Raw genomic sequence first — 25283 nt, 5'->3', positions numbered from 1 at the left:
AGACTGGGCGGGTGGACTTCGAGGAGCACCGCCCGCACCTGCTGCGGGTCGGCTACCGGATCACCGGCAGTCTCGCCGACGCGGAGGACGCCGTCCAGGAGGCGTGGCTGCGCTGGTCGAAGGCCGACGGCGTCCGTGACCCGCGGGCCTGGCTCACGACCGTCGTCGGGCGGATCTGCCTGGACCGGTCGACCTCGGCCGCGGCCCGGCGGGAGTCCTACGTGGGGCCCTGGCTGCCCGAACCCCTGGTCACCACACCGGACGAGGACGGGCCGCTGGCCGCCGTCGTGCGCGGGGAGGACGTCCGGCTGGCCGCGGTGCTGCTGTTGGACCGGCTCACCCCGGCCCAGCGGGTCGCGTTCGTGCTGCACGAGGCGCTGGGGACGCGCTACGCCGAGATCGGGTCCGTGCTCGGCTGCTCGGCCGACGCCGCCCGGCAGCACGCCGCCGCGGCCCGCCGCACGCTCGCCGCCTCCCCGCTGCCGCCCCGCGCGCCCGCCGCGGCCGAGCGGCGGGTGCTGGCGGACTTCGTCGCCGCACTGGCCCGCGGGGACCGGCGGGCCCTGGTCGCGACGCTGCACCCGGCCGTGGTGTTCACCAGCGACGGCGGCGGGCAGGTGCCGACCGCGCTGCGCCCGATCGTCGGGGCGGAGAAGCTCGCCCGGCTCGTCGAGGGGCTGCTGGCGCGGTACGGGCCTGCGCTGGACCCGGCGGACTGGGTCCCGGTGCTGGTCAACGGCGAGCCCGGGCTCGCGACGTCCGCGGCCCCCGGCCTCGCCGCGTCCGTCACCGCGGTGACGGTCGGCCCCGACGGCCGGATCACCGCGGTCCGGCAGGTGATGAACCCCGCGAAACTGCGCCCCTGGTGGTGACGGCGTGTCATCGGGCCTGCGCGCAGTGCCCCGGCGAGGATCGTCCTCGTGCCGCGTCGCCTGCCCCGTCTCCCGCCCCGTCTGCTGCCCCGTCTGCTGCCCCTGCTGCTCGCCCTGCTCACCCTCTCCGGGTGCGCCACCCTCGCCGACCGGTACGTGCCGTGGACGGAGGCGGCACCCGTCGGGAGCGCGGCGGACGCGCTGGCCACGCTGCCGGTCAAGGGCCGCGCTCCGAAGACCGGCTACACCCGTGACCAGTTCGGGCAGAGCTGGGCGGACGTCGACCGCAACGGGTGCGACCAGCGCAACGACGTCCTCGCCCGGGACATGACCGGCGAGACCTTCAAGCCCGGGACCCGGGACTGCGTGGTCCTCACCGGCACGCTCGTCGACCCGTACACCGGGCGCACGATCGCCTTCACCCGCGGACAGGACACCAGCACGGCGGTGCAGATCGACCACGTCGTCGCGCTGTCGGACGCGTGGCAGAAGGGCGCCCAGCAGCTCGACGCACCGACCCGCCTGCGGCTCGGCAACGACCCGCTCAACCTGCTCGCCGTCGACGGCCCCACCAACAACTCCAAGGGCGACGGCGACGCGGCCACCTGGCTGCCCCCGCAGCGCGGGTACCGGTGCGCGTACATCGCGCGGCAGGTGGCGGTGAAGGCCAAGTACGGGCTGTGGGTCACCCGGGCCGAGCACGACGCGATCGGCCGCATCCTCGCCGACTGCCCGGGCGAGCCGATCCCGGTGGACGACACGGTGCCCGGCACGGTTCACTCGTCGGGGGCGTAAGACCCGGTCGCCGAGGGGCGATGTCTCGGGTGAGCAGCTTCTTTCAGCGGTCCGGGGGGACACGATGGCCGAGCACGGGGGAACGGACGCGGTGCCCGCACCGCGGGAGGCCGAGGGACCACGGGTCCCCGGGCCGAGACACGCCGCGAGGGACCGGCCCGCGCCGGCGCCCGGGGCCGGCGAGCCCGCGCAGCGGGCCCGCCGCGCCACCGTGCCCCACCCCCGTCCGCCCCACCCCCGTCCGCCCGACCCCCGTCCGCCCACGGAGCTCCGGTCCGCGCGGCCTCCCCTGCCGTTCGCGCAGGTCGGCCCGCCCGGCGGCTACGTGCCCCGGCACGCCGCCCCGCCCTACGTCCCGCCGCTGCCCCGCGGGCCGCGGCAGGCGCCCGGGTGGGTGCTGCCGTCGGTGCTCTCCGCGGTGATCGTGCTGGCCGGGGCGGCGCTTCTCGGCATCGCCTCCGTCGCGTGGGACGCGAGCCGGGGCACCCCGAGCCCGCTCGCGGCGGGCACGGGCGACCGCGCCTTCCTCGGCAGCCTCGCCGCCCAGCCGTCGTTCGCCCGGATCCCGGACGACACCCTGATCGACCTGGGCCACAGCGTCTGCGCCGCGCTGGAGGACGGGTCCAGCCGCGGCGAGCTGGTCTCGGACGCCGTCTCCGCGGGCTTCGGCACCCGAGACGCCCTCCTGCTCGTCGATGCCGCGAACGCCGCCTACTGCCCGGCCGAGTAGCGCACGGCGCAGGCGGCGTCGAAGCCCTGGTCGACGATGCCCAGCGCGTGGTTCGAGCGGGCCCGCAGGTTCTCCAGCGCGATCTGCTGGGTCAGCTCCAGCACCCCGGCGCGCCCGAAGGTCGACTCCAGCTCGGCGACCTGGGCGTCGGTCACGGTGGTCGGGGTCGCGGTCATCGCGTCGGCGTAGGCGATCGCCCGCCGCTCCTCCAGGGTGAAGACCGGGTCCGTGGCGTAGTCGGCGATCCGTTCCAGACGCTCGACGTCCAGCCCGTCGAGCCGCTGCAGCATGGTGCCGAAGTCCACGCACCACGAACAGCCGACGACCGTCGCGACCCGGTACACCGCGATCTCGCGCACCGCGGCGGGCAGCACCGTCGACGCCTTCTCGTAGGCCAGCTCGCTGACCAGCCCGGCCCAGAACAGCCCGCGATGGTGCCGGGCCACCGCGAACGGCTCCGGGACCAGCCCGAACCGCCTGCGTGCGAACCGGTACACCAGCCTGCCGACGACACCGGCCTCGGCCTCCGGGACGGCGGGGATGCGTGTCATGTCTCCTCCTCGGGGTTCACCGGGAGGACGGCGCGGCGCGAGCGGGCGTGAGCTGACGTGACTCAGGTCACCAGGCGCCGGTGCCAGGCGATCGCGCCGGCGTCGGTGAGGACGGCGATCTGGTCGACGACCACCCGCAGCCGGGCCGCGTCGTCCGGCGCGGCGGCCCACTCCCCCGCCCGCACCGGGTCCAGCGTGCCCGGCGCCCCCGCCAGCAACGCCTCGCCGAGCTCGGCCAGCAGGTCCCGCTGGCGGGTCTGCATCGCGCGGCGCTCCGGGTCCTGCATGACGTACCGCAGCGCCATCGCCTTGAGGACCGCGACCTCCGCGGCGGCGTCCGCGGGGACCACGAGGTCCGCGGTGTAGCGCCGGACCGGAGCGGACCCGACGACGTCCAGCGTGGCGTCCGTGGCCGCGCGCACGAACCTGCCCACGAGCTCGCTGGTCAACCGCTTGAGCGCGACGTGCCCGGCCACCGGCGCCGTGGCCGTCGAGAAGCCCATGACACCCTCGACGACCGGCAGCTTCGACAGCGACTCCGCCGCGGTCTCGCACGCGGACGGGTCGGCGCCGAAGTGGGTCGCGGCCAGCAGCGCGAGCACCGCGCGCTCCTCCGGGGAGGCCAGCGCGGCGAGGTCGATCCGGCCGGAGAGGATGCCGTCCTCGACGTCGTGGACCGAGTAGGCGACGTCGTCCGACCAGTCCATGATCTGCGCCTCGACGCAGCGGTGCCGCTCCGGGGCGCCCTCCCGCATCCAGGTGAGGACCTCGGTGTCCTCGGCGTACGCCCCGAACTTGCGCTCGCCGCCGCGGCGCAGCCAGGGGTACTTGCTCGCCGCGTCCAGCGTGGCGCGGGTGAGGTTCAACCCGACACCGGACTCCTTGGGCTCCAGCCGGGTGAGGATCCGCAGGGTCTGCGCGTTGCCCTCGAAACCGCCGCAGGCCGCGCCGAACTCGTCCAGCGCGCGCTCGCCGTTGTGCCCGAAGGGCGGATGGCCGATGTCGTGGGCGAGCCCGGCGGTGTCGACGATCTCGGGGTCGCAGCCCAGCTCCTCCGCGATCCCCCGCCCGATCTGCGCGACCTCCAGCGAGTGCGTGAGCCGGGTGCGCGGGATGCCGGTGATGTCCACGGCCTCGTCCGGGCCCACGACCTGCGTCTTCCCCGCCAGGCGACGCAACGCCGCCGAGTGCAGCACGCGGGCGCGGTCCCGGGAGAACGCGCTGCGGCGCTCCCGAGGGTGCAGCCCCGACCCCTTCGGCGGTTCGGCGAGCACCCGGGCCCGGTCGTGCTCGGTGTACCCCTCGGTCATCCGAGCCCGGTGTCCCCGGTCTCGGCGGAGGCGTGGGTGAGGCGGTAGTACAGCAGCGCCGCGGTCTCGCGGAGGATGTAGCGCGCCTGCGTCTCCCGGGTCTGCACGACGGGGCCGCTGCGGGTCGGCGAGGTCCAGGCCTCCAGCCCGGAGTCCCGGGCCATGGTCCGGGCGCGCAGCGAGTGCCACGGGTCGCTGACGACGAGCGCGGACTCCCACCCGTCCCGCTCCGCCTGCGCCGCCACGGCCTTGAGACTGCCCAGGGTGTCCGAGCCCTCGGCGACGGTGGTGATCGCGCCCGCGGGCACGCCCTGCCGGACCAGGTACCGGGTGCTCGCCTCGGCCTCGGTGTACTCGTCCCCGGCACGGCTGCCGCCGACCGTGACGATCCGGGGCGCCAGGCCCTGCTCGTACAGCGCCGCGGCGTGCTTGAGCCGGGCGGCGAGGATCGGGCTGGGCTCCCCGTCGTACTGCGCGGCCCCGAGGACGACGACGGCGTCCACCGCCCGGTCCCCGTCCACCCGCGCGGTCTGCCAGACCCGGAACATGGTGCCGCCCAGGACGACGGCCGCGACGAGCAGCGTGCCGAGGAGCAGCCGGGCGACCCAGGTCAACCCGGTGCGCGCACGCCGCGTCGAGGGCTGCTCGCTCCACCCGCGCCCCGACCGGCCGCGGTCCAGGGGCTCCGTGCGCGCGTCCGTGACGCCCGACCCGCCGCGGAGTCGGTCCGTGGGTGCCTCGGGCCCGCGACGGGGACGCCGGAGGGGGGCGCTCACCCGCCGATCCTGCCCGCGGACGCGCCGAGCGCGGTGGCCGCGCGACCGGACCGGGCGGCGAGCACCTCCGCGACGATCGACACCGCGGTCTCCGCCGGGGTGCGCGCCCCCAGGTCCAGCCCCACGGGCCCGTGGATGGTGGCCAGCTCGGCCTCGGTGAGCCCGGCGGCGAGCAGCCGCTCCCGGCGGGCGGCCTGGGTGCGGCGCGAGCCCAGCCCGCCCAGGAACCCGCGGCCGCGGCGGACCCCGGCGATGAGCACGGCGTCGAACTTCGGCGCGTGGTCCAGCAGCACGACGACGTCCGCCTCGGTGAACGCCTCGACAGCCGCGACCGCCTCGTCCACCTCGGACACCGACCGCCCGGACCACCCGAGCAGCGCGGCCTGCGCCAGCAGCGCCTCGCCGATCGCCCCCGAGCCCACCACCAGCACCGACGGCACCGGGACCCAGAGGTCGACCAGCACGTCCCCGACGATCTCGGTGGTGGTGGCGCCGCGGCGCAGCAGCCCGCGGGCGGCCTCGACCGCCTCCGGGGCCGCGAGCTCCCCGATCCGGTGCTGCAGGTCCGGGCCGGTCAGCACCAGCGCGGCGGACCCGTCCAGCGACGACAGCAGGGCGGCGGGGCGGGCCTCCTCCAGCGCGGCGCCGAGGGCCTCGGCGAGCGCGGCGGGCAGCGGGTGCCCCAGCAGCGTGGCGCCGCCCGCGCACGCGAGGCCTGCCGCCAGCGCGTTCCGCTCCGCGACGTGGGCCTTCGCGGTCTGCGGCCGGGCGGCGGCCGCGGCGGCCAGCGGGAGCACCGAGTCGTCCAGCGCACCGCGGTAGAGCACGCCCGCGGTCTCGCCGCCCGCGGTACCCGCGACCAGCTGCCCGGACTCGACGCTGCCGAACCCGTGCCGGTCCAGCACCCGCACCACGCCCACACCCGAACCCGCCCAGCGGCGGAGGGCGGCACCCAGGTCACGGCGGGGGTCGGTGCTCACGGACGCCAGGGTAACCACGGTCACCGCCACCCGCGTGGACCCCGCCCGCCCGTGTCCCGCCGGTCGCCCGGCGGCCACCCGTACACGCCCGGCGGCCGCGCCCCGGCGACACTCGGGCGGCCCGGGAGTCACTCAGGGGCACTCGGGCCGCCCGAGCCCCGCCGATGGGCCCGCGGCCGGGGTCACAGCCACCCGCGCGCGTCCGCGATCCGCACCGCCTCGGCCCGGGTGCGGGCGTCGGTCTTGCCGATCGCGGCGGAGAGGTGGTTGCGGACCGTGCCCGCGGACAGGTGCAGCTCGCGGGCGACGTCCGAGACCGTGGCCCCGTCGGCGGCCGCGACGAGGACGTCCCGCTCCCGCGCGGTCAGCGGGCTCGCCCCGGACGACAGCGACTCCGCCGCCAACGCCGGGTCCACCACCCGCAGCCCCTGGTGCACCCGGCGCACGGCGTCGGCGAGCTGCTCGGGCGGGGAGTCCTTCACCACGAACCCGGAGGCCCCGGCCCGCATCGCTCGCGACAGGTACCCCGGCCTGCCGAACGTCGTCAGGACCACGATCCTGCAGGCGGGCAGCGTGCGGTGCAGCTCGGCGGCGGCGGCCAGCCCGTCCGGCATGGTGCTGCCGGGCATCTGGACGTCCAGCAGGGCGACGTCCGGCCGCGTCTCCGCCGCGAGCCGCAGCACCGCGTCCCCGTCGCCCGCCTGCGCCACGACCTCGATGTCCCGCTCCAGCCCCAGCATCGCCGCGATGGCGCCGCGGACCATCGCCTGGTCGTCGGCGAGCAGCACCCGGATCACGGCGACTCCATCCCGGCCTCCGCGGGCACGTCGGCGCGACACACGGCGGCCAGCCGGTACCCGCCCTCGGGCCGCGGCCCCCGCTCCAGCCAGCCCCCGACGGCCGCCACCCGCTCGGCCAGCCCGGTCAGGCCGTTGCCCGCGGGCGAGTCGGAACCGACGCCGTCGTCGAGCACCTCGATGGACTCCGGCCGCAGCCGCACGACGCAGCGCGCGGCTCCGCTGTGTCTGATCACGTTGGTGACCCCTTCCCGCAGCACGTAGGCGAACACCGGGCGGCGGTCCTGCGGGACGTCGTCCGCGGCGGTCGGCAGGTCGGCGTCGATCCCCGCCGCACGCAGCGCCTCCGCCATCCCGGCGATCTCCCCCGCGAGCGAGGTGACCCGGTTCGCGGCGACCGTCGCCCGGACGTCGGCCAGCGCCTGCCTGCCCAGCCGCTCGACGTCCGCGACCTCCGCCGCCGCCCGCACGGCCTCCCCGGACTCCAGCAGCCGCCGGGCCAGCGCGGTCTTCACGGTGATGGTGGTGAGGCTGTGGCCGAGGACGTCGTGCAGGTCGCGGGCGATGCGTTCGCGCTCCGCGGTCACGGCCATCCCGGCCAGCTCCTCGCGTGCCTCCCGCAGCTGGCTGTTGGCCCTGATCAGGCCGAACATCCCGAACATCGCGACGGTCACCGCCGCCAGCCCGACCAGGTCCCCGAGCTGCACACCGCCGAGGGCGAACCCGACGGCGAAGGCGTAGCCGAGCACCGCGACCCCGCCGAGCGTGCCGAGCAGCCCCGGGAACAGCGCGAACGCCGACACGATCGCGAAGCAGACCGTGTAGAGGACACCGCCGCCCGCCTGCAGGGTGAAGGCCATCGCCGTCCACAGCAGCAGCAGGGCCGCGAAGACCGACACCGACAGCCAGGTCCACCGGCGGACCAGGGCCTCGAACAGCCCGAGGACGTACATCGCTCCGTAGGCGACGACGACGGCCGCGAGCAGCAGCCGCCACCCGATCCCGTGGTCCGACGTCAGCGCCGCGACGACCCACGGGACCAGCACAAGCGTCCAGCCGCCCGCCATGACGTACCAGCGCCGCCGGTCGAGGCGGACCGGGTCGTACGGCGTGCCCGCCATCGGGAGCAGTCTCACCATGGCTTCACCCTCCCGCCCGAGTGGTGTCGGACTCGATGACGGATGTCAGGGTGCATCGGCGGAACCGACCCGGCATCATCTGCGTTGGTCCGACAAGAACCGGACCTTCCTCTCACCGACCCCCGGAGCCATGGACCCCTCCTGTAGTACCGGCACCGTCCCCTCCGGACGGACCCGCACATGACCATCCTCGGCATCCTCCTCGGCCTGCTCGTCGTCGTCGCGATCACCGCGCTGACCGGCTTCTTCGTCGCCCAGGAGTTCGCGTACATGGCCGTGGACCGCTCGCGGCTCAAGGCCCGCGCGGCGGACGGGGACCGGGGCGCCGAGCGCGCGCTGTCGGTCACCCGTCGCACCTCCTTCATGCTCTCGGGCGCGCAGCTCGGCATCACCGTGACCGGTCTGCTCGTCGGCTACGTCGCCGAGCCGCTCATCGGCGAGGGCGTCGGCGAGCTGCTCGGCGGCGCGGGCTGGGCGGTCGCGCTCGGCACCGTGCTCGCGCTGCTGCTCTCCACCGTCGTCCAGATGGTCTTCGGGGAGCTGTTCCCGAAGAACCTGGCGATCGCCCGCCCCGAGCCCGTCGCCCGCGGGCTCGCCGTCCCCACCACCGTGTACCTGGCCGTGTTCGGCTGGCTCGTCACGGTGTTCGACGCCGCGTCCAACCTGCTGCTCAAGGCCCTGCGGATCGAGCCCGTGCACGACGTCGAGCACGCCGCGACCCCCCGCGACCTCGAGGCGATCATCGACGAGTCCCGGGACAGCGGCGACCTGCGGGCGGACCTGTCCACCATGTTGGACCGGGTCCTCGACTTCTCCGACCGGCCCGCGCGGGCGGCGATGATCCCCCGCCCGCGGGTGACGTCGGTGAAGTCCGACCTGGTGCTCTCGGACCTGGCGGACGCCATGGCCGCCGGGCACTCCCGCTACCCGGTCCTGGACGAGACCGGCGAGGAGGTCGTGGGCGTGATCTGCCTACGGGACCTGCTCGCGCTCGAGGGCCGCGACCTGTCCGAGATCCGGGTGTCGGAGGTGATGCGGACCGCCGTCGTGGTGCCCGCGTCCCTGCCGCTGCCCGCGGTCGTCGCGGCGCTGCGCGCGGCGTCGGACGAGTTCGCGTGCGTCCTGGACGAGTACGGCGGCCTGGCGGGCGTGATCACCCTGGAGGACATCGCCGAGGAGCTGGTCGGCGAGATCACCGACGAGCACGACCCGGCCATGACCGACCAGCCGCTGAACGCCGCGGACGGCTGGACCGTCCCCGGCACCATGCACGTGGACGAGGTCGGCAGGCTGCTCGACGCCGATCTGCCGGAGGGTGAGTACGAGACCGTCAGCGGGCTCGTGATCGCCGAGCTGCAGCGGTTGCCGGAGCCGGGCGACACCGTCCGGGTGAGGCTGCCCCGCCCCGCGGGCGCCGAGAACGACGAGCCGGAACAGGTCGTCGAGATCGAGGTGCTCGCCGTCGAACGGCGGGTGCCGGAGCAGGTGCGGGTGCGCCCCGTCGTGCTGGAGGAGCAGTCGTGACCGCCGTGGAGATCGTCGTCTCGGTCGGGCTGGTGGCGCTGTCGGCGTTCTTCGTCGCCGTCGAGTTCGCGCTGGTCGCAGCCCGGCGGTACCGGCTGGAGGAGGTGGCGGACCGCTCGGCGTCCGCGCGGGCCGCGCTGCGCAGCGCCAAGGAGATCTCGCTGCTGCTGGCGGGCTCGCAGCTCGGCATCACGCTGTGCACGCTGGGCCTCGGTGCGGTCGCCAAGCCCGCCGTCGACCGCGCGCTGGAGCCGGTGTTCGTCGACTGGGGGCTGCCCGCGGGTGCCGCGGGGATCGTGTCGTTCGTGCTGTCGCTGGTGGTGGTGACGTTCGTACACCTCGTCGTGGGCGAGATGGCGCCGAAGTCCTGGGCCATCGCGCACCCGGAGCGCTCGGCGACCCTGCTGGCGCTGCCCATGCGGGGCTTCATGTTCCTGACCCGGCCGCTGCTCGTGGCGCTCAACGGGATGGCGAACTGGTGCCTGCACCGCTTCGGCGTGGAGCCGGTGGACGAGATGGCCGCCGGGCGCAACCCGGACGACCTGCGCCAGCTCGTCGACCACTCCGCCCGCGCGGGCGCGCTGGACGAGGAGCGGCAGACCCAGCTGGTCACGGCCCTGGAGCTGGACCGGGCACCGATCTCGTCGCTGGTGCACGGGGATCCGGCGGGGGTGTCCGCCACGGACACGGTCGCGGCGATCCGCGCGGTGTCGCGGTCGTCGGGACACCTGCGGCTGGTCGTCCGGTCCGGAGCGGACGTCGTCGGGTTCGTGCACGTCCGGGACACCCTGGGCCGCCCGCAGGAGACCACCGCCCGGGACCTGCTGCGCGAGGTGCTGTCCTTCGACGCGGAGACGCCGGTCTACGCGGCCCTGGGCACCATGCGGGAGAAGCGCGGGCAGCTGGCCCTGGTGACCTCCGCGGGGTCGCTGCTGGGCATCGTCACGATGCAGGACGTCGTCGACCGGCTGCTGCCCGCCTGATCGCGGGACCGCGGCCGGCCCCACCCCTGACCTCGCTGACGACCACCCTGTCGCTGTCCTTCGTGGCCGTGTGGGTGGTGGCGACCCTGCTCGCCCTCGCGGTCCCGCGGCGGTGGCTGGCTCAGCAGCCGAGCAGCCGCGCACCCAGGTAGGCCTCGACCTCGGCCAGCGGGATGCGCTCCTGGCTCATGGTGTCCCGCTCGCGAATGGTCACCGCGTCGTCGGTCAGGGTGTCGAAGTCGACGGTGATGCAGAACGGCGTGCCGATCTCGTCCTGGCGGCGGTAGCGGCGGCCGATGGCGCCCGCGTCGTCGAACTCGACGTTCCAGTGCGTGCGCAGCAGGGTCGCGAGGTCGCGGGCCTTGGGCGAGAGGTCGGCGTTGCGGGACAACGGGAGCACCGCGGCCTTCACCGGGGCGAGCCTGCGGTCCAGCTTGAGCAGGACGCGGGTGTCCGTGCCGCCCTTGGCGTTCGGCGCCTCCTCCTCGTGGTAGGCCTCGATGAGGAACGCCATCATCGAGCGGCCGACCCCGGCGGCGGGCTCGATGACGTACGGGCGGTACCGCTCCTTGGTGTTCTGGTCGTAGAACGACAGGTCCACGCCGGAGTGGTTGGAGTGCGTGGTCAGGTCGAAGTCGGTGCGGTTGGCGATGCCCTCGAGCTCGCCCCACTCCTGCCCCGTGAACTGGAAGCGGTACTCGATGTCCACGGTCCGCTTCGAGTAGTGGGAGAGCTTCTCCTTGGGGTGCTCGTAGTGCCGCAGGTTGTCCGCCGCGATGCCGAGGTCGGTGTACCAGCGGGTGCGCTCGTCGATCCAGTACTGGTGGAGCTCCTCGTCCGTGCCCGGCTCGACGAAGTACTCCATCTCCATCTGCTCGAACTCGCGCGTGCGGAAGATGAAGTTGCCGGGGGTGATCTCGTTGCGGAAGCTCTTGCCCATCTGGCCGATGCCGAACGGCGGCTTCTTGCGCGCGGTGGTCTGCACGTTGAGGAAGTTCACGAAGATGCCCTGCGCGGTCTCCGGGCGCAGGTAGGCCAGCCCCTCGTCCGACTTCACCGGGCCGAGGTGGGTCTCGAGCATCATGTTGAAGTCCTGCGGGGCGGTGTACTGGCCGCGGGTGCCGCAGTTCGGGCAGGGGACGTCGGACAGGTCGTCCTCGGTCGCGCTCTTGCCGGTGCGCTCGACGTACTCCTCCGCCAGCTGGTCCGCGCGGAACCGCTTGTGGCAGGACAGGCACTCGACCAGCGGGTCGTTGAACACCCCGACGTGGCCGGAGGCGACCCAGACCTGGCGCGGCAGGATCACCGACGAGTCCAGCCCGACGACGTCCTCCCGGGCGGTGACCATCGTCCGCCACCACTGCCGCTTGATGTTCTCCTTGAGCTCGACGCCCAGGGGCCCGTAGTCCCACGCCGACCGGGTACCGCCGTAGATCTCGCCCGACGCGAAGACGAAACCGCGGCGCTTGGCGAGCGCGACGATCTTCTCGATCTTGGCGGAACTGGCTTTGGCGGCCACGAGGAACTCCTGTGTGCGGACGGGATCCCCGCCGGATGCGGGGCGGTGCATGTCAGCGTATCGAGCGCCCGCGACCCGGTTCCGCCCTCCCCTAGATGAAAACCACTATCATGGGCACATGTCCGCGACCACCCACGATCACGCGGGGGCGTTGTGCCCCGTCGAGCCCTCCCCCGCGCTGTCGCCGCGCGCCCTCACCGCCGCGGGCGACCTGCTGCGCGCCCTCGCCGCGCCCGTCCGGATCGCGATCGTGCTGCAGCTGCGGGAGTCCTCCCAGTGCGTGCACGACCTGGTGGACGCGCTCGGGGTCACCCAGCCGCTGATCAGCCAGCACCTGCGCGTCCTCAAGTCCGCAGGGGTGGTGGAGGGCGAGCGCAAGGGTCGCGAGGTCGTGTACTCGCTGGTGGACGACCACCTCGCGCACATCGTCGTGGACGCCGTCGCCCACGTGCAGGAGGACTCGTGACCGCCGCCGTCGCTCCCTGCGCGGAGGCCGCGCCATGACCGCGCCCAGGCTCCGCGCGACCCGGCAGCGCGCGGCCGTGTCCACCCTGCTGGACCACCTGGACGACTTCCGCTCGGCCCAGGAGATCCACGAGGAGCTGCGCCGCCGCGGCGAGGGCATCGGCCTGACGACGGTCTACCGCACCCTGCAGACCATGGCGGACGGCGGCGAGGTCGACGTGCTGCGCAGCGCGGGCGGCGAGGCCGTCTACCGCCGCTGCGAGTCCGACGAACACCACCACCACCTGGTCTGCCGCCGCTGCGGCGCGGCCGAGGAGATCGACGCGCCGATGGTGGAGTCGTGGGCGAGCGAGGTCGCGGAGCGGCACGGCTTCACCGAGATCAGCCACACCGTGGAGATCTTCGGGGTCTGCCGCACCTGCTCCGCCTGAGGCTCCCCCGAGGCTCCGTCCGGTCGGAGCCCTACCGCGGGGAGCTCGGGGGCATCCGGATCGCGCCGTCGAGCCGGATGGTCTCGCCGTTCATGTAGTCGTTGGTGAGGACCTCGACCGCCATGGACGCGTACTCCTCGGCCTTCCCGAGCCGGTTCGGGTAGACCACGCTCTGGCCCAGCCCCGCCTTGCGCGCCTCGGCCTCCGGGCCGGAGCCGTAGATCGGGGTGTCGATCAGGCCGGGGGCGATCGTGTTGACCCGGATCCCGTGGCGCGCGAGGTCGCGCGCCAGCGGCAGCGTCAGCCCGACCACGCCGCCCTTGGACGCCGAGTAGGGCGTCTGGCCGATCTGGCCGTCGAACGCCGCCGCCGAGGCCGTGTTGAGGATCGCCCCGCGCGAGGTGCCGTCCGCGAGCGGCTCGGTCTTCGCCATGGCCGACGCCGCCAGCCGCGTGCAGTTGTACGTGCCGGTCAGGTTGACCCGGATCACGAACTCGAAGGTCTCCAGCGGGATCGGCTCCAGGTCGCGGCCGATCACCCGGGCGGCCCGGCCCAGGCCCGCGCTGTTGACGAGGACCCGCAGCGGGCCCAGCTCGGACGCCGCCTCGACGGCCGCCTTGACCTGCGCCTCGTCGGCGACGTCCGCCTTGGCGAACACCCCGCCGATCTCCGCGGCGACCTTCTCGCCGCGGTCCTCCGCCACGTCCAGAACGACGACCTTCGCGCCCCGCTCGGCCAGCAGCCGCGCGGTCGCCTCCCCCAGCCCCGACGCTCCGCCGGTCACGATCGCCGACGCACCCGTGATGTCCATGAACGCTCCTCCTCGAGGTGTGATGCACCTGCATTGTGCACCGTCTCAGATCGAGATTCCCGGCGCGCCCGCACGGGGTTACCGTGCGCGGAACCAGCGGCCGTCACCGGCGCCCACCACCCCCAGCGACGCGGGAGGCCCCTCGTGCCCGACGAGACCGACACCGACACCACCCCCGGCACCGTGCGCAGGCTGGACTCCCCGGAGTCCGGCGAGCTCGCCCAGCTCTCCGCCGTGTTCGAGGACCTCCAGTACGTGCTGCGCTGCTGCGAGCACCTCGTCTCCCAGCTGACGGTGCCGCGCCCGGACTCCGCGGTCGTCGAGGCGCTGTGGACCGGCGCGCTCGTCGGGTACGTGCGGTGCTTCTCCGGCCGGGCCAAGGTCGTCACGGACGCCGACGTCGAGTCCCTCGAGCTGGAGGACGAGGTCACCGCCTTCCACAAGAACTTCGCGACTCTGCGGGACCACTACGCGTCCCGGCACGTCAACCCGCGCGAGGCGTTCACCATCGGCATCGCGCAGTCCAACGACGGCCACCCGACGGGCGTCGCGATCGTCTCGGCCCCGCGCCCGCCGGTCGACGACACCACGGTCCGCGTGCTCGGCCGGATCGCCTACGCCCTGTCCGGCCTGGTCGACGGCCGGATGCAGGAGTCCCAGGCGAAGGTCCTCGAGGCCGCGCGGACCATGACCCCGGCCCAGCTCGCCGAGCTCCCGCTCATCCACCTCAGCCAGGAGACAGTCGGCTGAGCAGTCCCCCGTGCCACTCGGGCGGCCCAGGAGTCACTCAGGGGCTCCTGGGCCGCCCGAGTGTGCGGGGCAGGAAGAGCGCCGCCACCCCACCGAGCACCGCGACCGCCAGGATCGTCGACGCCATCGCGACCGCCGTCGCCCCACCCGTCGACACCAGCGGAGGGACGATCGCGCCGAAGGCGAACTGCGACAGCCCCAGCAGCGCCGACGCCGACCCGGCCACCGCACCCTGCCCGGCGAGGGCGAGCGCGGTGCCGTTCGGCAGCACGATCCCCACGCTGGACACCACCACGAACAGCGGCGGCAGCACGGCCCAGACCGACTCCGAGGCCAGGACGCCCACCACGAGTGCCACTCCCCCGACCACCGCCGCCCCGACCGCGACCCACAGCAGCCGCACCGAGCCGAGCCTGCGCACCAGGGCCGCCGACAGCCGTCCGGCCGCGACGATCCCCAGCGCGTTGACGGCGAACACGATCCCGTAGGCCTGCGCGCCGAGCCCGTACCCCTGCTGCAACACGTAGCTGCCCATCGAGATGTAGGCGAACATCGCGCAGCAGACCAGCGACAACACCAGCGTCGGAACGACGAAGCTGCGGTCCCGCGCCACCGTGGCGACCGCGCGTCCGGTCGCCCGGAAGCCGCCGACCTGCCGACGGTCCAGCGGCAGCGTCTCCCGCTGGGTGAACGCCGCCCCGAGCAGCACCACGCCGATCGCGGCGAGCGCGAGGAACAGCCCCCGCCAGTCCGTGACCCGCATCAGCTGGCTGCCGATCACCGGCGCGAGCACCGGCGCGGCCCCGCCGACGATCATCAGCAGCGAGAACATCCGCGCGGCCTCGTCCCCGGAGTACAGGTCCCGCACCATCGCGCGGGCGACCACGATCCCGCTCGCCCCCGCGAGCCCGGTCAGCAGCCGCAGGACCAGCAACACCTCGATCGACGGCGCCGCCGCGCACAGGGCCGCCGACGCCGCGAACAGCGCCACGCCCAGCAGCAGCGGGACCCGACGCCCGGTCCGGTCCGTCAGCGGCCCGACGAGCAGCTGGCCCGCCGCGAGCCCGATCATGCAGACCGACATCGAGGCCTGGCCCAGCGCCCCCGTCGTACCCAGGTCGTCCGTGAGCTGCGGCAGCGCCGGAAGGTAGAGGTCGAGCGAGAGCGGGCCGAAGGTCGAGAGCCCGCCCAGCGCGAGGACCCGTCCCCTAGTCGACAAGCTCGGCCCGCATGCTCGACGCGCTGCTCACCACCAGCATCAGCAGGGTCCCCATGGGCCCCTCCTCCAGGCCGACCGAGGGGAACGCGTACCGCAGCGTGACGTCCCAGCCGCGCTCACCCTCGATCACCCGCGGAGTGCCGAACAGCCCCTCCCCCACGCCGAGCGCGACCCGGGCGGGGATGTCGTCGTCCGTCAGGTCCCAGGCGACGATGCAGGTCAGGTTGAGGACGGGCAGCCCCTCCTCCAGCTCCGTCCCCTGCACCACGCAGAGCACGCCGCCGTGGGCGAAGGTGAGCGCGCCGTCCGCGTCCACCTCGACGTCGTGGTAGCGCTCCAACGCCTTCCGGGCGATCTCCAGGCTCACGTCGAGGCCTTGTCCGCGTTGTCCACTGCCCCGCCGAACCGGCGGTCCCTGCGCGCGTAGATCTCGATCGCCTCCCAGATGTGTCTGCGGTCGAAGTCGGGGAAGAGCGTGTCGAGGAAGACCATCTCGGCGTAGGCGCTCTGCCACAACAGGAAGTTCGACGTCCGCTGCTCGCCGCTCGACCGCACGAACAGGTCGACGTCCGGCATGTCCGGCTCGTCCAGGTACCGCGCGATGGTGCGCTCGTCGATCTTGTCCGGCCTGATCCGGCCCTCCTGCACGAGGCGGGCGATCTGCCGCACCGCGTCCGCGATCTCGGCCCGGCCGCCGTAGTTCACGCACATGGTCAGCGTGAGCACGTCGTTGTGGCGGGTCTTCTCCTCGGCGACCTCGAGCTCCTTGATCACCGACCGCCACAGCCGCGGCCGTCGCCCGGCCCACCGCACGCGCACGCCCATGGCGTGCATCTCGTCCACCCGGCGCCGGATGACGTCCCGGTTGAAGCCCATCAGGAACCGCACCTCGTCCGGGCTGCGCTTCCAGTTCTCGGTGGAGAAGGCGTAGGCGGACAACCACTTCACGCCGATGTCGATGCACCCGCGCGCGACGTCCATCAACGACGCCTCCCCGCGCCGGTGCCCCTCGATGCGCGGCAGGCCGCGGGCGTTGGCCCAGCGTCCGTTGCCGTCCATGACGAGCGCGACGTGGTTCGGGACCAGCTCCGCCGGGATCACCGGGGGCCGGGCGCCCGACGGATGCGGCGGCGGGGGCTGGAAGGGCACGGCTGCACAGCCTACGGCCCTGGACTCCGGTGCCCGTGGAGGAGTAGTCACTGCTCATGGCGGGCTGGTTCACCGACACGATCGTCGACACGGGGCGGCTGCCGCTGTTCTGTTTCCTGTGCTCCTTCCTCCTGGCGTTCCTGTTCATCCGGTTCTCCGTGCGGATGATCCGGGCGCAGGTGAAGTGGTGGCCCGGCAACGTCACCCCGGGCGGGATGCACATCCACCACATGGTGTTCGGCCTGGTCATGATGCTGGTCTCGGGGTTCGTGCTGATCGCCGTGGCCTCCTACGACACCCCGGTCCCGAACATCGTCCTGGCGTCCGTGTTCGGGATCGGGGCCGCGCTGGTGCTCGACGAGTGGGCGCTGATCCTGCACCTGTCGGACGTCTACTGGTCCCAGGAGGGCCGCTCCTCGATCGACGCCGTGTTCGTGGCCTTCGCGATCACGTCCTTCTTCCTGCTCGGCATCCACCCGCTGGGTTTCCAGGGCGACTTCGACGGGCTGTCCCAGGCGGACGCCGCCGAGGCCGCGCTGGTCATCGCGTTCTTCGTCCTGCAGCTGCTGCTGGCGGTGATCACGCTGGCCAAGGGCAAGGTGTGGAGCGGGCTGGTGGGGCTGTTCATCGGCCCGCTGCTGATCGTCACGGCGATCCGGCTGGGCCGCCCGCACTCACCCTGGGCACGGTGGCGCTACGCCACCCGCCCGAAGAAGCTGGACAAGGCGGTCTACCGCGAGAAGACCTACCGCAGGCCGGTGATCCGAGCCAAGATCGCCGTCCAGGAGGCGATCGCCGGGCGCTTCGACCCGGTCATCGTCACCGCCGCGACCGAGGCCGCCCAGGCCGCGCACGACGCCGCGACGGACCGCGCGGCCGACGCCGCCCGCCACGCCGCCGCGCACGCCTGAGTACTCAGAAGGTGATCAGCGGCTTGATGATGCCGTCCTCCTTCGACGTCATGAGCGCGAACGCGTGCTCGATCTCGTCGAAGCCGAAGGTGTGGGTGGTCATCGGGGTCGGGTCGATCCGGCCGGACTGCAGCAGCCGCAGCAGCCGGGTCATCCGCGCGCTGCCGCCCGGGCACAGCGCGGTGTGGATGGACTTGTCGTTCATGCCGAGGCCGAACGCGTCGAGCGGGATCTGCAGCGGCGCCGGGTTCTCGCCGTGGTACCCGACGTTGGAGATCCGGCCGCCCGCCTTCGTCACCCGCAGGCAGGCCTCGAAGGTCTGCGGGAAGCCGAACGCCTCCACGGCCCCGTCCACCCCGACGCCCCCGGTGATGTCCATGATCTGCTCGACGGAGTCACCCCGGGTGTAGTCGACGATGACGTCCGCGCCGAACCGCTTGGCGAGCGCCTGCCGCTCCGGCCGGGACTCCACCGCGATGATCTGGCCCGCGCCGAGCAGGTTCGCCCCCATCGTGGCGCAGAGCCCGACCGGGCCCTGCGCGAAGACCGCGATGGTCTCGCCGAGCTGCAGGTAGGTGTGCTCGGCCCCGACGAACCCGGTGGTCAACATGTCGCAGCAGTACACGGCCTGGGCGTCGGTGACGTCGTCCGGGATCGGGGTCAGGTTGGCCGCGGCGGCGGGCACGACGAAGAACTCCGCCATGTTGCCGTCCATCTGGGTCGTGTACTTGTAGCCGCCCAGCGGCCCGCCGCACTGGCTGGTGAAGCCGCGCTGGCAGTACTCACAGCGGTAGCAGGGCGTCACCGCGCAGACCAGGACCCGCTGCCCCTCCTGGAAGCCCGTCACGGCCGACCCGAGCTTCTCGATCACGCCGACGGACTCGTGCCCGAGCGTCCGACCGGCTCGACGGGCAGCGCACCCTTGACCGTGTGGACGTCCGAGGTGCAGATCAGGGCCGCCGTCGTCCGGACGATGGCCTCCTCCGGCCCGGGCTCGGGAACCGGCTTCTCGACGACCGCCGTCCGGCCGACCTCCTCGATCACGAACGCGCGCATGGTCTGGCTCATGGGTCGACTCCTTCGTCGGATCCGCGGACATGCGCCCCCGATCCTCCCCCCGATGTGACTCAGGACACTGTGTCAGCCTGCGACACGGGGCAGGTTCCAGCCCTGCCGGAGCGCCAGGAGCCGGATCACCACGCACACCGCGAACCCCGCCGCGAGCATCAGCACGCGGGGCCCGCCGTACCGCAGGCCCACCGCGGTCACGGCCGCACCGGCCAGGGCGGCGACCGCGTAGACGTCCGACCGCAGGATGAGCGGCACGCCGCCGAGCAGGACGTCTCGCATCACGCCGCCCCCGACCCCCGTCATCGCACCGAGCAGGGCCGCGAGCAGCGGCGACATCCCGTGGTCCACGGCCTTCGCCGCGCCGACGACGGCGAACAACCCCAGCGCCGCGGCGTCGAGCGGCAGCAGGAGCTCGCGCGGCACGTCCCGGACCAGCCCGTACGACAGCACCACGACCGCTCCGCCCGCGACGGCGGTGACCGGGTAGGCGAGGTCCCGGAAGACCGCGGGCGGGGTGTCGCCGAGCAGGACGTCTCGCACGATGCCGCCGCCCACCGCCGTCACGAAGGAGATGACGAGCACCCCGAACACGTCCAACCCCGCCGCGGCCGCGGTGAGCCCACCCTGCAGCGCGAACAGCCCGGTGCCCGCGAGGTCGAGGGGGCGGAGCAGAAGGCCGGGTCTCAGTCTGGCTCGCATCGGGGCAGCCTGACACCGACGGTCGCACGGCGGGCGCCGACCCCGACGGGACGCGGACCGGGTTCAGCGCGGCCCGTCCGCCCGCGGGTCCGGTTCCTGCCCGCCGACCGGACCGACCGGGGGCGGCGGGGCGAAGGACGGCCCCGGAGCCAGGATCGTGGGGTCCCCACCGGGCTGTCGGACGACGGCGGGCGGCTCCTTCGGCACCGACGTCTCCTTCCCGCCGCTGTTTCCGAAGGCCAGGAAGAGCGCGACCCCGGCGACGGCGATCATGAGGCCGAGCGCCCGGAGGCCGAGGAACGCGATCGCCAACGCCTGCCAGATCAGGCTCAGCAGCGCCCCGAGCAGTGCGAGCACCGCGGACCCACCGACCACGATCACGACGACCAGGGCCACGGCGAGGAGCCCCGATGACCCTGTTGGACCTTGGGTGACCCCGATGACCAGCGATAACCTGTTCACGTGCGGACGCCGCGCTCACCAGCCTCCGCGAGGCACGTTCGGCGCTCGTCGACATCACCGCCAACCAGTGCGCGGACTACTACGAGGCCTGGCGTGAGGACCTCGACGTGTGGCGGCTTCGGACGGTCGACCTGCCCCGCCTCTCCACGCTCGACGCCGCGTGGGACTTCCTCGGTCTCGACGGTACGATCACCGACCTCGTCGCCTAGGGAGGAACCGTGCCCGCCGGAAGCGCCCTGCTGCTGCCCGGTTTCCTCGACGGCCCCGACCTCCCCTCCACACGGACCCTCCGCGCCGACCTCGAGGCGGCCGGGTTCGCCTGCCACACGGTCGCCGCCGGGCCGGGGACGACGACGGGCCACCTCGCCGAGATCCGCGACCGCCTCGTCGGGCCGACGATCCTGATCGGGTTCTGCTACGGCGCGCACCTCGCGGTGCTCGCCGCGGACGAGCGGCTCGGCGACGTCGTGCTCCTGATGCCCACCCGGCAGTTCATCTGGGCGGAGGCCTACGACCCCGCGAAGGACACCTGGGGTGAGTCGAAGGCGTTCGTCCGGGGAACCCGGAGCGTCGCGCTCCCCCGCGCCGTGCTCGACGACGCCCTCCGCTACGACGTGGACCTCGCCCGCAAGTCGCTGGTGCGGCGAGTCCTGTTCGTGGGCGGTGAGCGTGACGAGGTGATCGGCCCCGACGTGGTTCGCGATCTCTACGACGAGTGCGGGAGCCCCGACAAGACGTTGCGGATCCTCCCGGGCGTGCAGCACGACTACCGCGACCACCCCGACCAGATCGCCGCCGTGAACGCCGCGGTCCTGGAGTGGCTCGCCGTGGGTTGATCCACCTCTCGGGAGCGTCCCGGTCGACTCTCGACCGCTCCGCTTCCGACGAGTGGATCAGCGGAGGGTGGGGTCGCCTTTGCGTTCCACCAGGGGGAGCGACCTGAGCCGGCGTTCCATGTGCCACTGCAGGTGGGCGGCGACCAGGCCGGAGGTGTCTCGACGGGTGGGGGCGTCCGCGGCGTCCGCGACCGCCCAGTCGCCGTGGAGGAGGGCGTCGAGGAGGCGGAAGGCCTCGGGGCCGGGCAGGACCGAGCCGGGCGGGCGGCAGACCTCGCACACCGCTCCCCCGCCCGGCACGCTGAACGCGCGGTGGGGGCCCGGGGTCGCGCACTTGGCGCACTCGGTGATCGACGGGGCCCAGCCCGCGTGGCTCATCGCCCGGAGCAGGAAGGCGTCCAGGATCAGCGAGGCGTCCCGCTCCCGCCCGGCCAGCGCCCGGATCGCGCCGACGAGCAGCAGGTAGACGCGCAGCGAGTCCCCGTGGGCAGCGGAGCCCTCCTCGGAGACCAGCCGGTCCGCCGTCTCGAGGATCGCGCAGCCCGCGGTGTAGCGGGAGTAGTCGCTGACCACCCCCGAGCCGAAGGAGTCCAGCGTCTGGCACTGGGTGATGACGTCCAGGCTGCGACCGGAGTAGCACTGCACGTCCACGTGGTTGAACGGCTCGAGCCGAGCACCCCACCGCGACCGGGTCCGCCGGACGCCCTTGGCCACCGCGCGGACCTTGCCGCAGCGCCGGGTGAGCAGGGTGACGATCCGGTCCGCCTCGCCGAGCTTCTGCACGCGCAGCACCACACCGGTGTCGCGGTACAGGGTGCTCATGCACCGAGCCTACGACCCGGGCCCCCACCCGGCGCTGCGACACCCGGGCCACCCGGCTCCCTCCCGGGTCAGGGCTGCGTCGGCCGGAAGGGCACCTCCTCGTCCTCGCCCGCCTGCACCGTCAGCGCGGTCCCGGCCGGCACCTCGTGCCACAGCCCGGGCAGGTCGGCCAGCGGCTCGGAGACGACGGCGCGGGAGTCCTCGGCGAAGTGCCGCCACCGCTCGTCGGCCGGGTACAGCGCCCGCAGGGCCCCGACCTCCTCGCTGACGTGGAGCGTGTTGACGACGGGGCCGCTGGCGTAGCGCGCGGCGTACAGCCGCTCACCATCGGTCACCCCGACCGTCATCTGGAGCGGCTCGGCGATCCCCGCCGCCCGCCCGACGGCCTCGACGAACCCCGCCATGCGCTCCAGACCCCCGATCGGGTCGCCCTCGAGGCCGAAGGTCAACGCGAGATGGAACATGAGCTCGGAGTCCGTGCTCCCCTCGATGTTCCCGAACAGCTCCGGGGCGACGCTCAGCAGCAGCTCACGGCGGATCCGCGCGAAGTCGGCGATGTAGCCGTTGTGCACGAACAGCCACGACCGGTAGCGGAACGGATGGCAGTTGGTCTGCTGGACCGGGGTGCCGGTGGCGGCCCGGACGTGCGCGAGGAACAGCCCCGACCGGACCGCGCCCGCGACCTCCCGCAGGTTGGCGTCCCCCCAGGCCGGGGACTCGCTGCGGAACAACGCGGGCTCGGGATCGCCCCCGTACCAGCCCAGCCCCACGCCGTCGCCGTTCGCGGTGGCCATGTCCGGCGCCGCTCGTCTGCTCTGCTCGATCAGCGAGTGCGCGGTGTCGTGGACCAGCTCCCGCGGCGCGATCGGACTCCCGTGATACCCCAGCCATCGGCACATGGTCCGAGCATCACCGCACGCAGCGGTGCGCGATACCGCCTCCGGACCGCGCCGACCTGCGCCGTTCGGCCCTGCCGAAGGTCAACAGTGGACGGTTGACGTCCCTGTCGTGACCCGCCGCATCGCCGTCGTCCGCCAGGGCGGGGGCAGCCACACCGCATTCACCGGGGGCGTGCCGGCCCGACTGCTCCGCGCCCCCGAGCTGCGCGAGCTGGAGTGAGTCGGCATCTCCGGGACCTCCGGGGTGCGATCTGCGCGCTGCTCGCCTGGGTCGGGCTGCGGGCGAAGGACCGCGACGGCGCCGCGGACCTGCTGGAGGCCCTCTGGCGGGACGACGCCGCCCGGAACCCGGTCGCCCGGCTGCAGAACGCCGGGATGGTGGCGGCCGGGGCGATCCAGGGGGGCCTGCTGCCCCAGACCACCCCTGTGCGATCCCGAGGGCACTCTCCGGCGTCTCGAGGTTCAAGGCGGTGCTGCGCAGGCACGTCGACTTCGACGCGATCGGGGTCGACCGCGGCTACCGGCACGTCACCGTCCGGCTGATCGAGATGCCGAGCCGGATCACCAACCGGGTCCTCGGCGCGGCGTCGACGATGAACCGGGACGTCCGGTTCCTCGGCGGCGTGCAGCGCAGCGGGCGCGCGCAGCCCGACCGCTTGCTCGCGCGCCCGCCTCCGAACTGGGCGTGCTCGACGGGGACCCTGACGCGCGGCGACCACAGAGGACGCCGTGCTCCATGCGACGGCGCCGTTCCACCCCCGATCGGGTGTTCCGCTGCGCGCTCATCTGAGTACCGTTCTCGCAGGTGGGGCGCGGATCGTCCCATGCGCAAGCAGGTCGCGGGCGACCGTGCGCCATGGACACTGCGACTGACCGAGGGCGCCGGCCTCGCCGAGGCCGACTTCACCGACGGGCGGGTGTCCGAGCTGCGGCTCGGGCCCGTCCGCTGACCCGTCAGGGGGGACCCATGACCGACCCGTCCACGAGCGACCCCGGGCTGGACGCCGGGCTCGGCGCGCTGTTGAAGACCGCGTGGTGGCTGGTGCTGATCCGGGCCGTGCTGCTGGTGATCTTCGGGGTCGTGGCGCTGGCGTCGCCGGGGATCGCGCTGCTGGCCCTGGTCGTCGTCTTCGGCGTGTACGCGATCATGGACGGGATCACCGCCGTCTACCTCGGCATCAAGTCCCGCGGCACGGAGCGGTCGTGGGGCTGGATCGTGGCGCAGGGCGTGATCTCCGTGCTCGCCGGCATCGTGGCCCTGGTGTGGCCGGGGGTCACCGCGCTGTCGCTGCTGTTCGTGATCGCCTTCTGGGCCATCGTGCTCGGCATCGCGGGGGTCGCCGAGGGCATCCGCTCCCGCCGCACGGACGACCGCTGGGGCTGGACCGTCGCCAAGGGCGTCCTGGACGTGATCTTCGGCATCGTGCTGCTCGTCTGGCCCGCGTCGGGCATCCTCGCCCTGCTCTGGGTGGTCGGGATCTTCGCGGTCGTCGGCGGGATCATGCTGGCGGTCCTCGCCTTCCGGATCCGGGCGCTGGCCAAGGCCGCATGACCGACGGCCCCGTCGGGACCCCGCCGGGCGCCCGCGCACCGTTGCCCCGTGCGCTCGTCGTCCTGCTCGCGACGGCGGCCGTCGTCGTCGTGATGGCGGGCGCCGCCGCGGTGTCCTGGTTGGTCGGCCCGCTGTTCCTGGCGCTGGTCATCGTGATCGGCGTCCATCCCGTGCACGGCGCCCTGGTTCGCCGAGGGCTGCCCGGCTGGGCGGCGTCCGGAGTGGTGCTGGTGTGCGTGTACGGCGTGCTGGTCGTGCTCGTCGCGGTGGTCGTCGTGTCGGTGGCCAGGCTGGCGACCGTGCTGCCCGGCTACGCGGCCGAGGCGAACGGGCTGCTCGCCGGGGCCACCGCCCGGCTCGCGGAGTTCGGCGTCGGCCCGGAGCAGCTGCGGGCCCTCGCCTCCTCGCTGGACACGAGCCGGATCGTCGGGCTCGTCGGCGGGCTCCTGGCCGGGCTGACCGGGCTGCTCGGCAACCTCGTGTTCCTGCTGTCGCTGCTGCTGTTCCTGTCGCTCGAGGCGGGCGGCGCCGACCGGAGGCGGGCGCTGCTCGCGCAGGACCATCCGGAGGTCGCCGGGGCACTGCGGGACTTCGCCCGCGGCACCCGCCGGTTCGTCGGCGTGACCACGGCGATCGGGGCGGTGACCGGCGCGGTCGACACCGTGGCGCTGCTGCTGCTCGGCGTCCCGCAGGCGCTGCTGTGGGGCCTGCTGGCCTTCCTGACGAACTACATCCCCTACGTGGGATTCTGGATCGGGCTGCTGCCGCCGATGATCCTGGCGCTGCTGATCGGCGGCTGGCCGCTGATGCTCGTCGTCGTGGCCGTCTACCTGGTGGTCAACTTCGTGCTGACCTCACTGGTCCAGCCGCGGTTCGTCGGTGACGCCGTGGGGCTGTCGGTCACGGTCGTGCTGGTCGCGCTGGTGTTCTGGGGCTGGCTGCTCGGCCCGCTCGGTGCCGTGCTGGCCGTGCCGCTGACGCTGTTCGTCAAGATCCTGCTGGTCGACGTGGACCCCCGGGCCCGCCCGGAACCCCACCCGCCGGCCGAGCCCGCAGAGCCTCCCCCGCAGGCAGAAGCCCACCCCGCCGCAGAGCCCCGCTCGGCCCCCGAGCCCGCGGACGAAGCGCCCACCCCCTGACGCTCGGGGCCCCCAAGCACCGCTGAGTGACGCTCGGGGACCCCAAGCACCGCCCGCCCTGACACTCGGGGACCCCGAGCACCGCTGAGTG

General features: G+C 73.7%; 30 protein-coding genes. 13 read left to right on the top strand and 17 right to left on the bottom strand.

Annotation, left to right across the window (positions count from 1 at the left end; translation table 11 throughout):
* Positions 1–11: 11 nt before the first annotated feature.
* The 3 genes from sigJ (at position 12) to ABD993_RS36255 (ending at position 2397) form a co-directional block, all read left to right on the top strand.
* Positions 12–872 carry an RNA polymerase sigma factor SigJ gene (gene sigJ / locus ABD993_RS36265; RefSeq protein WP_345428880.1) on the top strand — a complete coding sequence of 287 codons (861 nt, stop codon included), beginning with the start codon at positions 12–14 and terminating at the stop codon, positions 870–872.
* Positions 873–920: 48 nt separating this feature from the next.
* Positions 921–1667 (top strand): HNH endonuclease family protein, encoded by a 747-nt coding sequence (locus ABD993_RS36260; protein ID WP_345428878.1) that lies wholly within the window; start codon positions 921–923, stop codon positions 1665–1667.
* 64 nt (positions 1668–1731) lie between these two features.
* Positions 1732–2397 (top strand): DUF732 domain-containing protein, encoded by a 666-nt coding sequence (locus ABD993_RS36255; RefSeq protein WP_345428876.1) that lies wholly within the window; start codon positions 1732–1734, stop codon positions 2395–2397.
* Here the strand turns inward: ABD993_RS36255 and ABD993_RS36250 are convergent.
* The 6 genes from ABD993_RS36250 to ABD993_RS36225 form a co-directional block, all read right to left on the bottom strand.
* Positions 2379–2948, bottom strand: coding sequence for a carboxymuconolactone decarboxylase family protein (locus tag ABD993_RS36250; protein ID WP_345428874.1), 570 nt, complete (start codon positions 2946–2948; stop codon positions 2379–2381). The two genes, ABD993_RS36255 and ABD993_RS36250, sit on opposite strands and share 19 nt — an antisense overlap.
* A 62-nt stretch (positions 2949–3010) precedes the next feature.
* Positions 3011–4258: a deoxyguanosinetriphosphate triphosphohydrolase gene (locus ABD993_RS36245; RefSeq protein WP_345428873.1), complete on the bottom strand. Its 1248-nt coding sequence runs from the start codon at positions 4256–4258 to the stop codon at positions 3011–3013.
* The gene (locus ABD993_RS36240) at positions 4255–4872 is read right to left on the bottom strand and encodes a YdcF family protein (RefSeq protein WP_345428913.1); all 618 of its coding nucleotides are present in this window, start codon (positions 4870–4872) and stop codon (positions 4255–4257) included. The genes ABD993_RS36245 and ABD993_RS36240 overlap by 4 nt, the downstream gene beginning before the upstream one ends.
* A gap of 158 nt (positions 4873–5030) precedes the next feature.
* On the bottom strand, positions 5031–6014 hold the full coding sequence (locus ABD993_RS36235) for an XdhC family protein (RefSeq protein WP_345428872.1): 984 nt from the start codon (positions 6012–6014) through the stop codon (positions 5031–5033).
* A 182-nt stretch (positions 6015–6196) separates the two neighbouring features.
* Complete coding sequence (locus ABD993_RS36230) at positions 6197–6811, bottom strand: response regulator transcription factor (protein ID WP_345428869.1); 615 nt, start codon at positions 6809–6811, stop codon at positions 6197–6199.
* Positions 6808–7950 (bottom strand): sensor histidine kinase, encoded by a 1143-nt coding sequence (locus tag ABD993_RS36225; RefSeq protein ID WP_345428867.1) that lies wholly within the window; start codon positions 7948–7950, stop codon positions 6808–6810. The genes ABD993_RS36230 and ABD993_RS36225 overlap by 4 nt, the downstream gene beginning before the upstream one ends.
* A gap of 180 nt (positions 7951–8130) precedes the next feature.
* On the opposite strand from ABD993_RS36225, the gene ABD993_RS36220 reads away from it, so the two are divergent.
* Together ABD993_RS36220 and ABD993_RS36215 are read left to right on the top strand one after the other, a co-directional pair.
* Entirely contained in the window at positions 8131–9474 is a 1344-nt protein-coding gene (locus ABD993_RS36220; RefSeq protein ID WP_345428865.1) for a hemolysin family protein, read from the top strand.
* Positions 9471–10457 carry a CNNM domain-containing protein gene (locus ABD993_RS36215; protein WP_345428863.1) on the top strand — a complete coding sequence of 329 codons (987 nt, stop codon included), beginning with the start codon at positions 9471–9473 and terminating at the stop codon, positions 10455–10457. The genes ABD993_RS36220 and ABD993_RS36215 overlap by 4 nt, the downstream gene beginning before the upstream one ends.
* Before the next feature lie 121 nt (positions 10458–10578).
* Here ABD993_RS36215 and ABD993_RS36210 read toward each other — a convergent pair whose 3' ends face one another.
* Positions 10579–11976 (bottom strand): glycine--tRNA ligase, encoded by a 1398-nt coding sequence (locus tag ABD993_RS36210; RefSeq protein WP_345428861.1) that lies wholly within the window; start codon positions 11974–11976, stop codon positions 10579–10581.
* Positions 11977–12094: 118 nt separating this feature from the next.
* On the opposite strand from ABD993_RS36210, the gene ABD993_RS36205 reads away from it, so the two are divergent.
* Both ABD993_RS36205 and ABD993_RS36200 read left to right on the top strand, forming a co-directional pair.
* The gene (locus ABD993_RS36205) at positions 12095–12442 is read left to right on the top strand and encodes an ArsR/SmtB family transcription factor (protein ID WP_345428859.1); all 348 of its coding nucleotides are present in this window, start codon (positions 12095–12097) and stop codon (positions 12440–12442) included.
* Between the two features lie 34 nt (positions 12443–12476).
* The gene (locus ABD993_RS36200; RefSeq protein ID WP_345428857.1) at positions 12477–12872 is read left to right on the top strand and encodes a Fur family transcriptional regulator; all 396 of its coding nucleotides are present in this window, start codon (positions 12477–12479) and stop codon (positions 12870–12872) included.
* A 31-nt stretch (positions 12873–12903) separates the two neighbouring features.
* On the opposite strand, the gene ABD993_RS36195 is transcribed toward ABD993_RS36200, so the two are convergent.
* Positions 12904–13683 (bottom strand): SDR family NAD(P)-dependent oxidoreductase, encoded by a 780-nt coding sequence (locus tag ABD993_RS36195; RefSeq protein ID WP_345428855.1) that lies wholly within the window; start codon positions 13681–13683, stop codon positions 12904–12906.
* Between the two features lie 144 nt (positions 13684–13827).
* Between ABD993_RS36195 and ABD993_RS36190 the strand changes: the two genes are divergently transcribed.
* Positions 13828–14433 carry a hypothetical protein gene (locus tag ABD993_RS36190; RefSeq protein ID WP_345428853.1) on the top strand — a complete coding sequence of 202 codons (606 nt, stop codon included), beginning with the start codon at positions 13828–13830 and terminating at the stop codon, positions 14431–14433.
* 37 nt (positions 14434–14470) lie between these two features.
* Here ABD993_RS36190 and ABD993_RS36185 read toward each other — a convergent pair whose 3' ends face one another.
* Genes ABD993_RS36185 through ABD993_RS36175 form a run of 3 tightly spaced genes read right to left on the bottom strand, consistent with a single transcriptional unit; the run spans position 14471 to position 16801 of the window.
* On the bottom strand, positions 14471–15652 hold the full coding sequence (locus ABD993_RS36185; RefSeq protein ID WP_345428851.1) for a multidrug effflux MFS transporter: 1182 nt from the start codon (positions 15650–15652) through the stop codon (positions 14471–14473).
* Positions 15642–16019 carry a hypothetical protein gene (locus ABD993_RS36180; protein WP_345428849.1) on the bottom strand — a complete coding sequence of 126 codons (378 nt, stop codon included), beginning with the start codon at positions 16017–16019 and terminating at the stop codon, positions 15642–15644. Before ABD993_RS36180 ends, ABD993_RS36185 begins: the two co-directional genes overlap by 11 nt.
* A complete protein-coding gene (locus ABD993_RS36175) occupies positions 16016–16801 on the bottom strand; it encodes an isoprenyl transferase (RefSeq protein ID WP_345428847.1) in 786 nt (261 codons plus the stop codon). The genes ABD993_RS36180 and ABD993_RS36175 overlap by 4 nt, the downstream gene beginning before the upstream one ends.
* 56 nt (positions 16802–16857) lie before the next feature.
* Here ABD993_RS36175 and ABD993_RS36170 point away from each other — a divergent pair, with 56 nt between their 5' ends.
* On the top strand, positions 16858–17712 hold the full coding sequence (locus tag ABD993_RS36170) for a hypothetical protein (RefSeq protein ID WP_345428845.1): 855 nt from the start codon (positions 16858–16860) through the stop codon (positions 17710–17712).
* A 4-nt stretch (positions 17713–17716) separates the two neighbouring features.
* Here the strand turns inward: ABD993_RS36170 and ABD993_RS36165 are convergent, their stop codons facing one another.
* From ABD993_RS36165 to ABD993_RS36150, 4 genes are all read right to left on the bottom strand, one after another.
* Positions 17717–18583, bottom strand: coding sequence for a zinc-binding dehydrogenase (locus tag ABD993_RS36165; RefSeq protein WP_345428843.1), 867 nt, complete (start codon positions 18581–18583; stop codon positions 17717–17719).
* The gene (locus tag ABD993_RS36160; RefSeq protein WP_345428841.1) at positions 18580–18780 is read right to left on the bottom strand and encodes a hypothetical protein; all 201 of its coding nucleotides are present in this window, start codon (positions 18778–18780) and stop codon (positions 18580–18582) included. Before ABD993_RS36160 ends, ABD993_RS36165 begins: the two co-directional genes overlap by 4 nt.
* Positions 18781–18852: 72 nt before the next feature.
* Positions 18853–19482 carry a trimeric intracellular cation channel family protein gene (locus ABD993_RS36155; RefSeq protein WP_345428840.1) on the bottom strand — a complete coding sequence of 210 codons (630 nt, stop codon included), beginning with the start codon at positions 19480–19482 and terminating at the stop codon, positions 18853–18855.
* Between the two features lie 63 nt (positions 19483–19545).
* On the bottom strand, positions 19546–19878 hold the full coding sequence (locus ABD993_RS36150) for a hypothetical protein (RefSeq protein WP_345428839.1): 333 nt from the start codon (positions 19876–19878) through the stop codon (positions 19546–19548).
* A gap of 284 nt (positions 19879–20162) precedes the next feature.
* Here ABD993_RS36150 and ABD993_RS36145 point away from each other — a divergent pair, with 284 nt between their 5' ends.
* Positions 20163–20780, top strand: coding sequence for an alpha/beta hydrolase family protein (locus ABD993_RS36145; RefSeq protein ID WP_345428837.1), 618 nt, complete (start codon positions 20163–20165; stop codon positions 20778–20780).
* A 57-nt stretch (positions 20781–20837) separates the two neighbouring features.
* Here ABD993_RS36145 and recO read toward each other — a convergent pair whose 3' ends face one another.
* Complete coding sequence (recO, locus tag ABD993_RS36140) at positions 20838–21602, bottom strand: DNA repair protein RecO (protein WP_345428835.1); 765 nt, start codon at positions 21600–21602, stop codon at positions 20838–20840.
* Between the two features lie 68 nt (positions 21603–21670).
* Entirely contained in the window at positions 21671–22501 is an 831-nt protein-coding gene (locus ABD993_RS36135) for a class II glutamine amidotransferase (RefSeq protein ID WP_345428833.1), read from the bottom strand.
* 470 nt (positions 22502–22971) lie between these two features.
* On the opposite strand from ABD993_RS36135, the gene ABD993_RS36130 reads away from it, so the two are divergent.
* The 3 genes from ABD993_RS36130 to ABD993_RS36120 are packed head-to-tail and all read left to right on the top strand — an operon-like array spanning position 22972 to position 25192.
* Positions 22972–23451: a hypothetical protein gene (locus ABD993_RS36130; RefSeq protein WP_345428831.1), complete on the top strand. Its 480-nt coding sequence runs from the start codon at positions 22972–22974 to the stop codon at positions 23449–23451.
* A 17-nt stretch (positions 23452–23468) separates the two neighbouring features.
* Entirely contained in the window at positions 23469–24053 is a 585-nt protein-coding gene (locus tag ABD993_RS36125; RefSeq protein ID WP_345428829.1) for an HdeD family acid-resistance protein, read from the top strand.
* Positions 24050–25192 carry an AI-2E family transporter gene (locus ABD993_RS36120; protein WP_345428827.1) on the top strand — a complete coding sequence of 381 codons (1143 nt, stop codon included), beginning with the start codon at positions 24050–24052 and terminating at the stop codon, positions 25190–25192. Before ABD993_RS36125 ends, ABD993_RS36120 begins: the two co-directional genes overlap by 4 nt.
* Positions 25193–25283 lie beyond the last annotated feature (91 nt).

The organism is Pseudonocardia xishanensis, from assembly GCF_039541715.1.
Taxonomy (GTDB): Bacteria; Actinomycetota; Actinomycetes; order Mycobacteriales; family Pseudonocardiaceae; genus Pseudonocardia; species Pseudonocardia xishanensis.
The sequence above is the reverse complement of the archived record's forward strand: the minus strand, read 5'-3'. Positions and strand labels throughout refer to the sequence as shown.

What these genes read in the sequence shown, in the direction of transcription:
- ABD993_RS36250 (WP_345428874.1), bottom strand. Translation starts at nt 2,948, where the DNA reads ATGACACGCATCCCCGCCGTCCCGGAGGCCGAGGCCGGTGTCGTCGGC.
- ABD993_RS36170 (WP_345428845.1), top strand. Translation starts at nt 16,858, where the DNA reads ATGGCGGGCTGGTTCACCGACACGATCGTCGACACGGGGCGGCTGCCG.
- recO (WP_345428835.1), bottom strand. Translation starts at nt 21,602, where the DNA reads ATGAGCACCCTGTACCGCGACACCGGTGTGGTGCTGCGCGTGCAGAAG.
- ABD993_RS36225 (WP_345428867.1), bottom strand. Translation starts at nt 7,950, where the DNA reads ATGGTGAGACTGCTCCCGATGGCGGGCACGCCGTACGACCCGGTCCGC.
- ABD993_RS36195 (WP_345428855.1), bottom strand. Translation starts at nt 13,683, where the DNA reads ATGGACATCACGGGTGCGTCGGCGATCGTGACCGGCGGAGCGTCGGGG.
- ABD993_RS36125 (WP_345428829.1), top strand. Translation starts at nt 23,469, where the DNA reads ATGACCGACCCGTCCACGAGCGACCCCGGGCTGGACGCCGGGCTCGGC.
- ABD993_RS36135 (WP_345428833.1), bottom strand. Translation starts at nt 22,501, where the DNA reads ATGTGCCGATGGCTGGGGTATCACGGGAGTCCGATCGCGCCGCGGGAG.
- ABD993_RS36200 (WP_345428857.1), top strand. Translation starts at nt 12,477, where the DNA reads ATGACCGCGCCCAGGCTCCGCGCGACCCGGCAGCGCGCGGCCGTGTCC.
- ABD993_RS36120 (WP_345428827.1), top strand. Translation starts at nt 24,050, where the DNA reads ATGACCGACGGCCCCGTCGGGACCCCGCCGGGCGCCCGCGCACCGTTG.
- ABD993_RS36245 (WP_345428873.1), bottom strand. Translation starts at nt 4,258, where the DNA reads ATGACCGAGGGGTACACCGAGCACGACCGGGCCCGGGTGCTCGCCGAA.
- ABD993_RS36255 (WP_345428876.1), top strand. Translation starts at nt 1,732, where the DNA reads ATGGCCGAGCACGGGGGAACGGACGCGGTGCCCGCACCGCGGGAGGCC.
- ABD993_RS36205 (WP_345428859.1), top strand. Translation starts at nt 12,095, where the DNA reads ATGTCCGCGACCACCCACGATCACGCGGGGGCGTTGTGCCCCGTCGAG.
- ABD993_RS36155 (WP_345428840.1), bottom strand. Translation starts at nt 19,482, where the DNA reads ATGCGAGCCAGACTGAGACCCGGCCTTCTGCTCCGCCCCCTCGACCTC.
- ABD993_RS36160 (WP_345428841.1), bottom strand. Translation starts at nt 18,780, where the DNA reads ATGAGCCAGACCATGCGCGCGTTCGTGATCGAGGAGGTCGGCCGGACG.
- ABD993_RS36220 (WP_345428865.1), top strand. Translation starts at nt 8,131, where the DNA reads ATGACCATCCTCGGCATCCTCCTCGGCCTGCTCGTCGTCGTCGCGATC.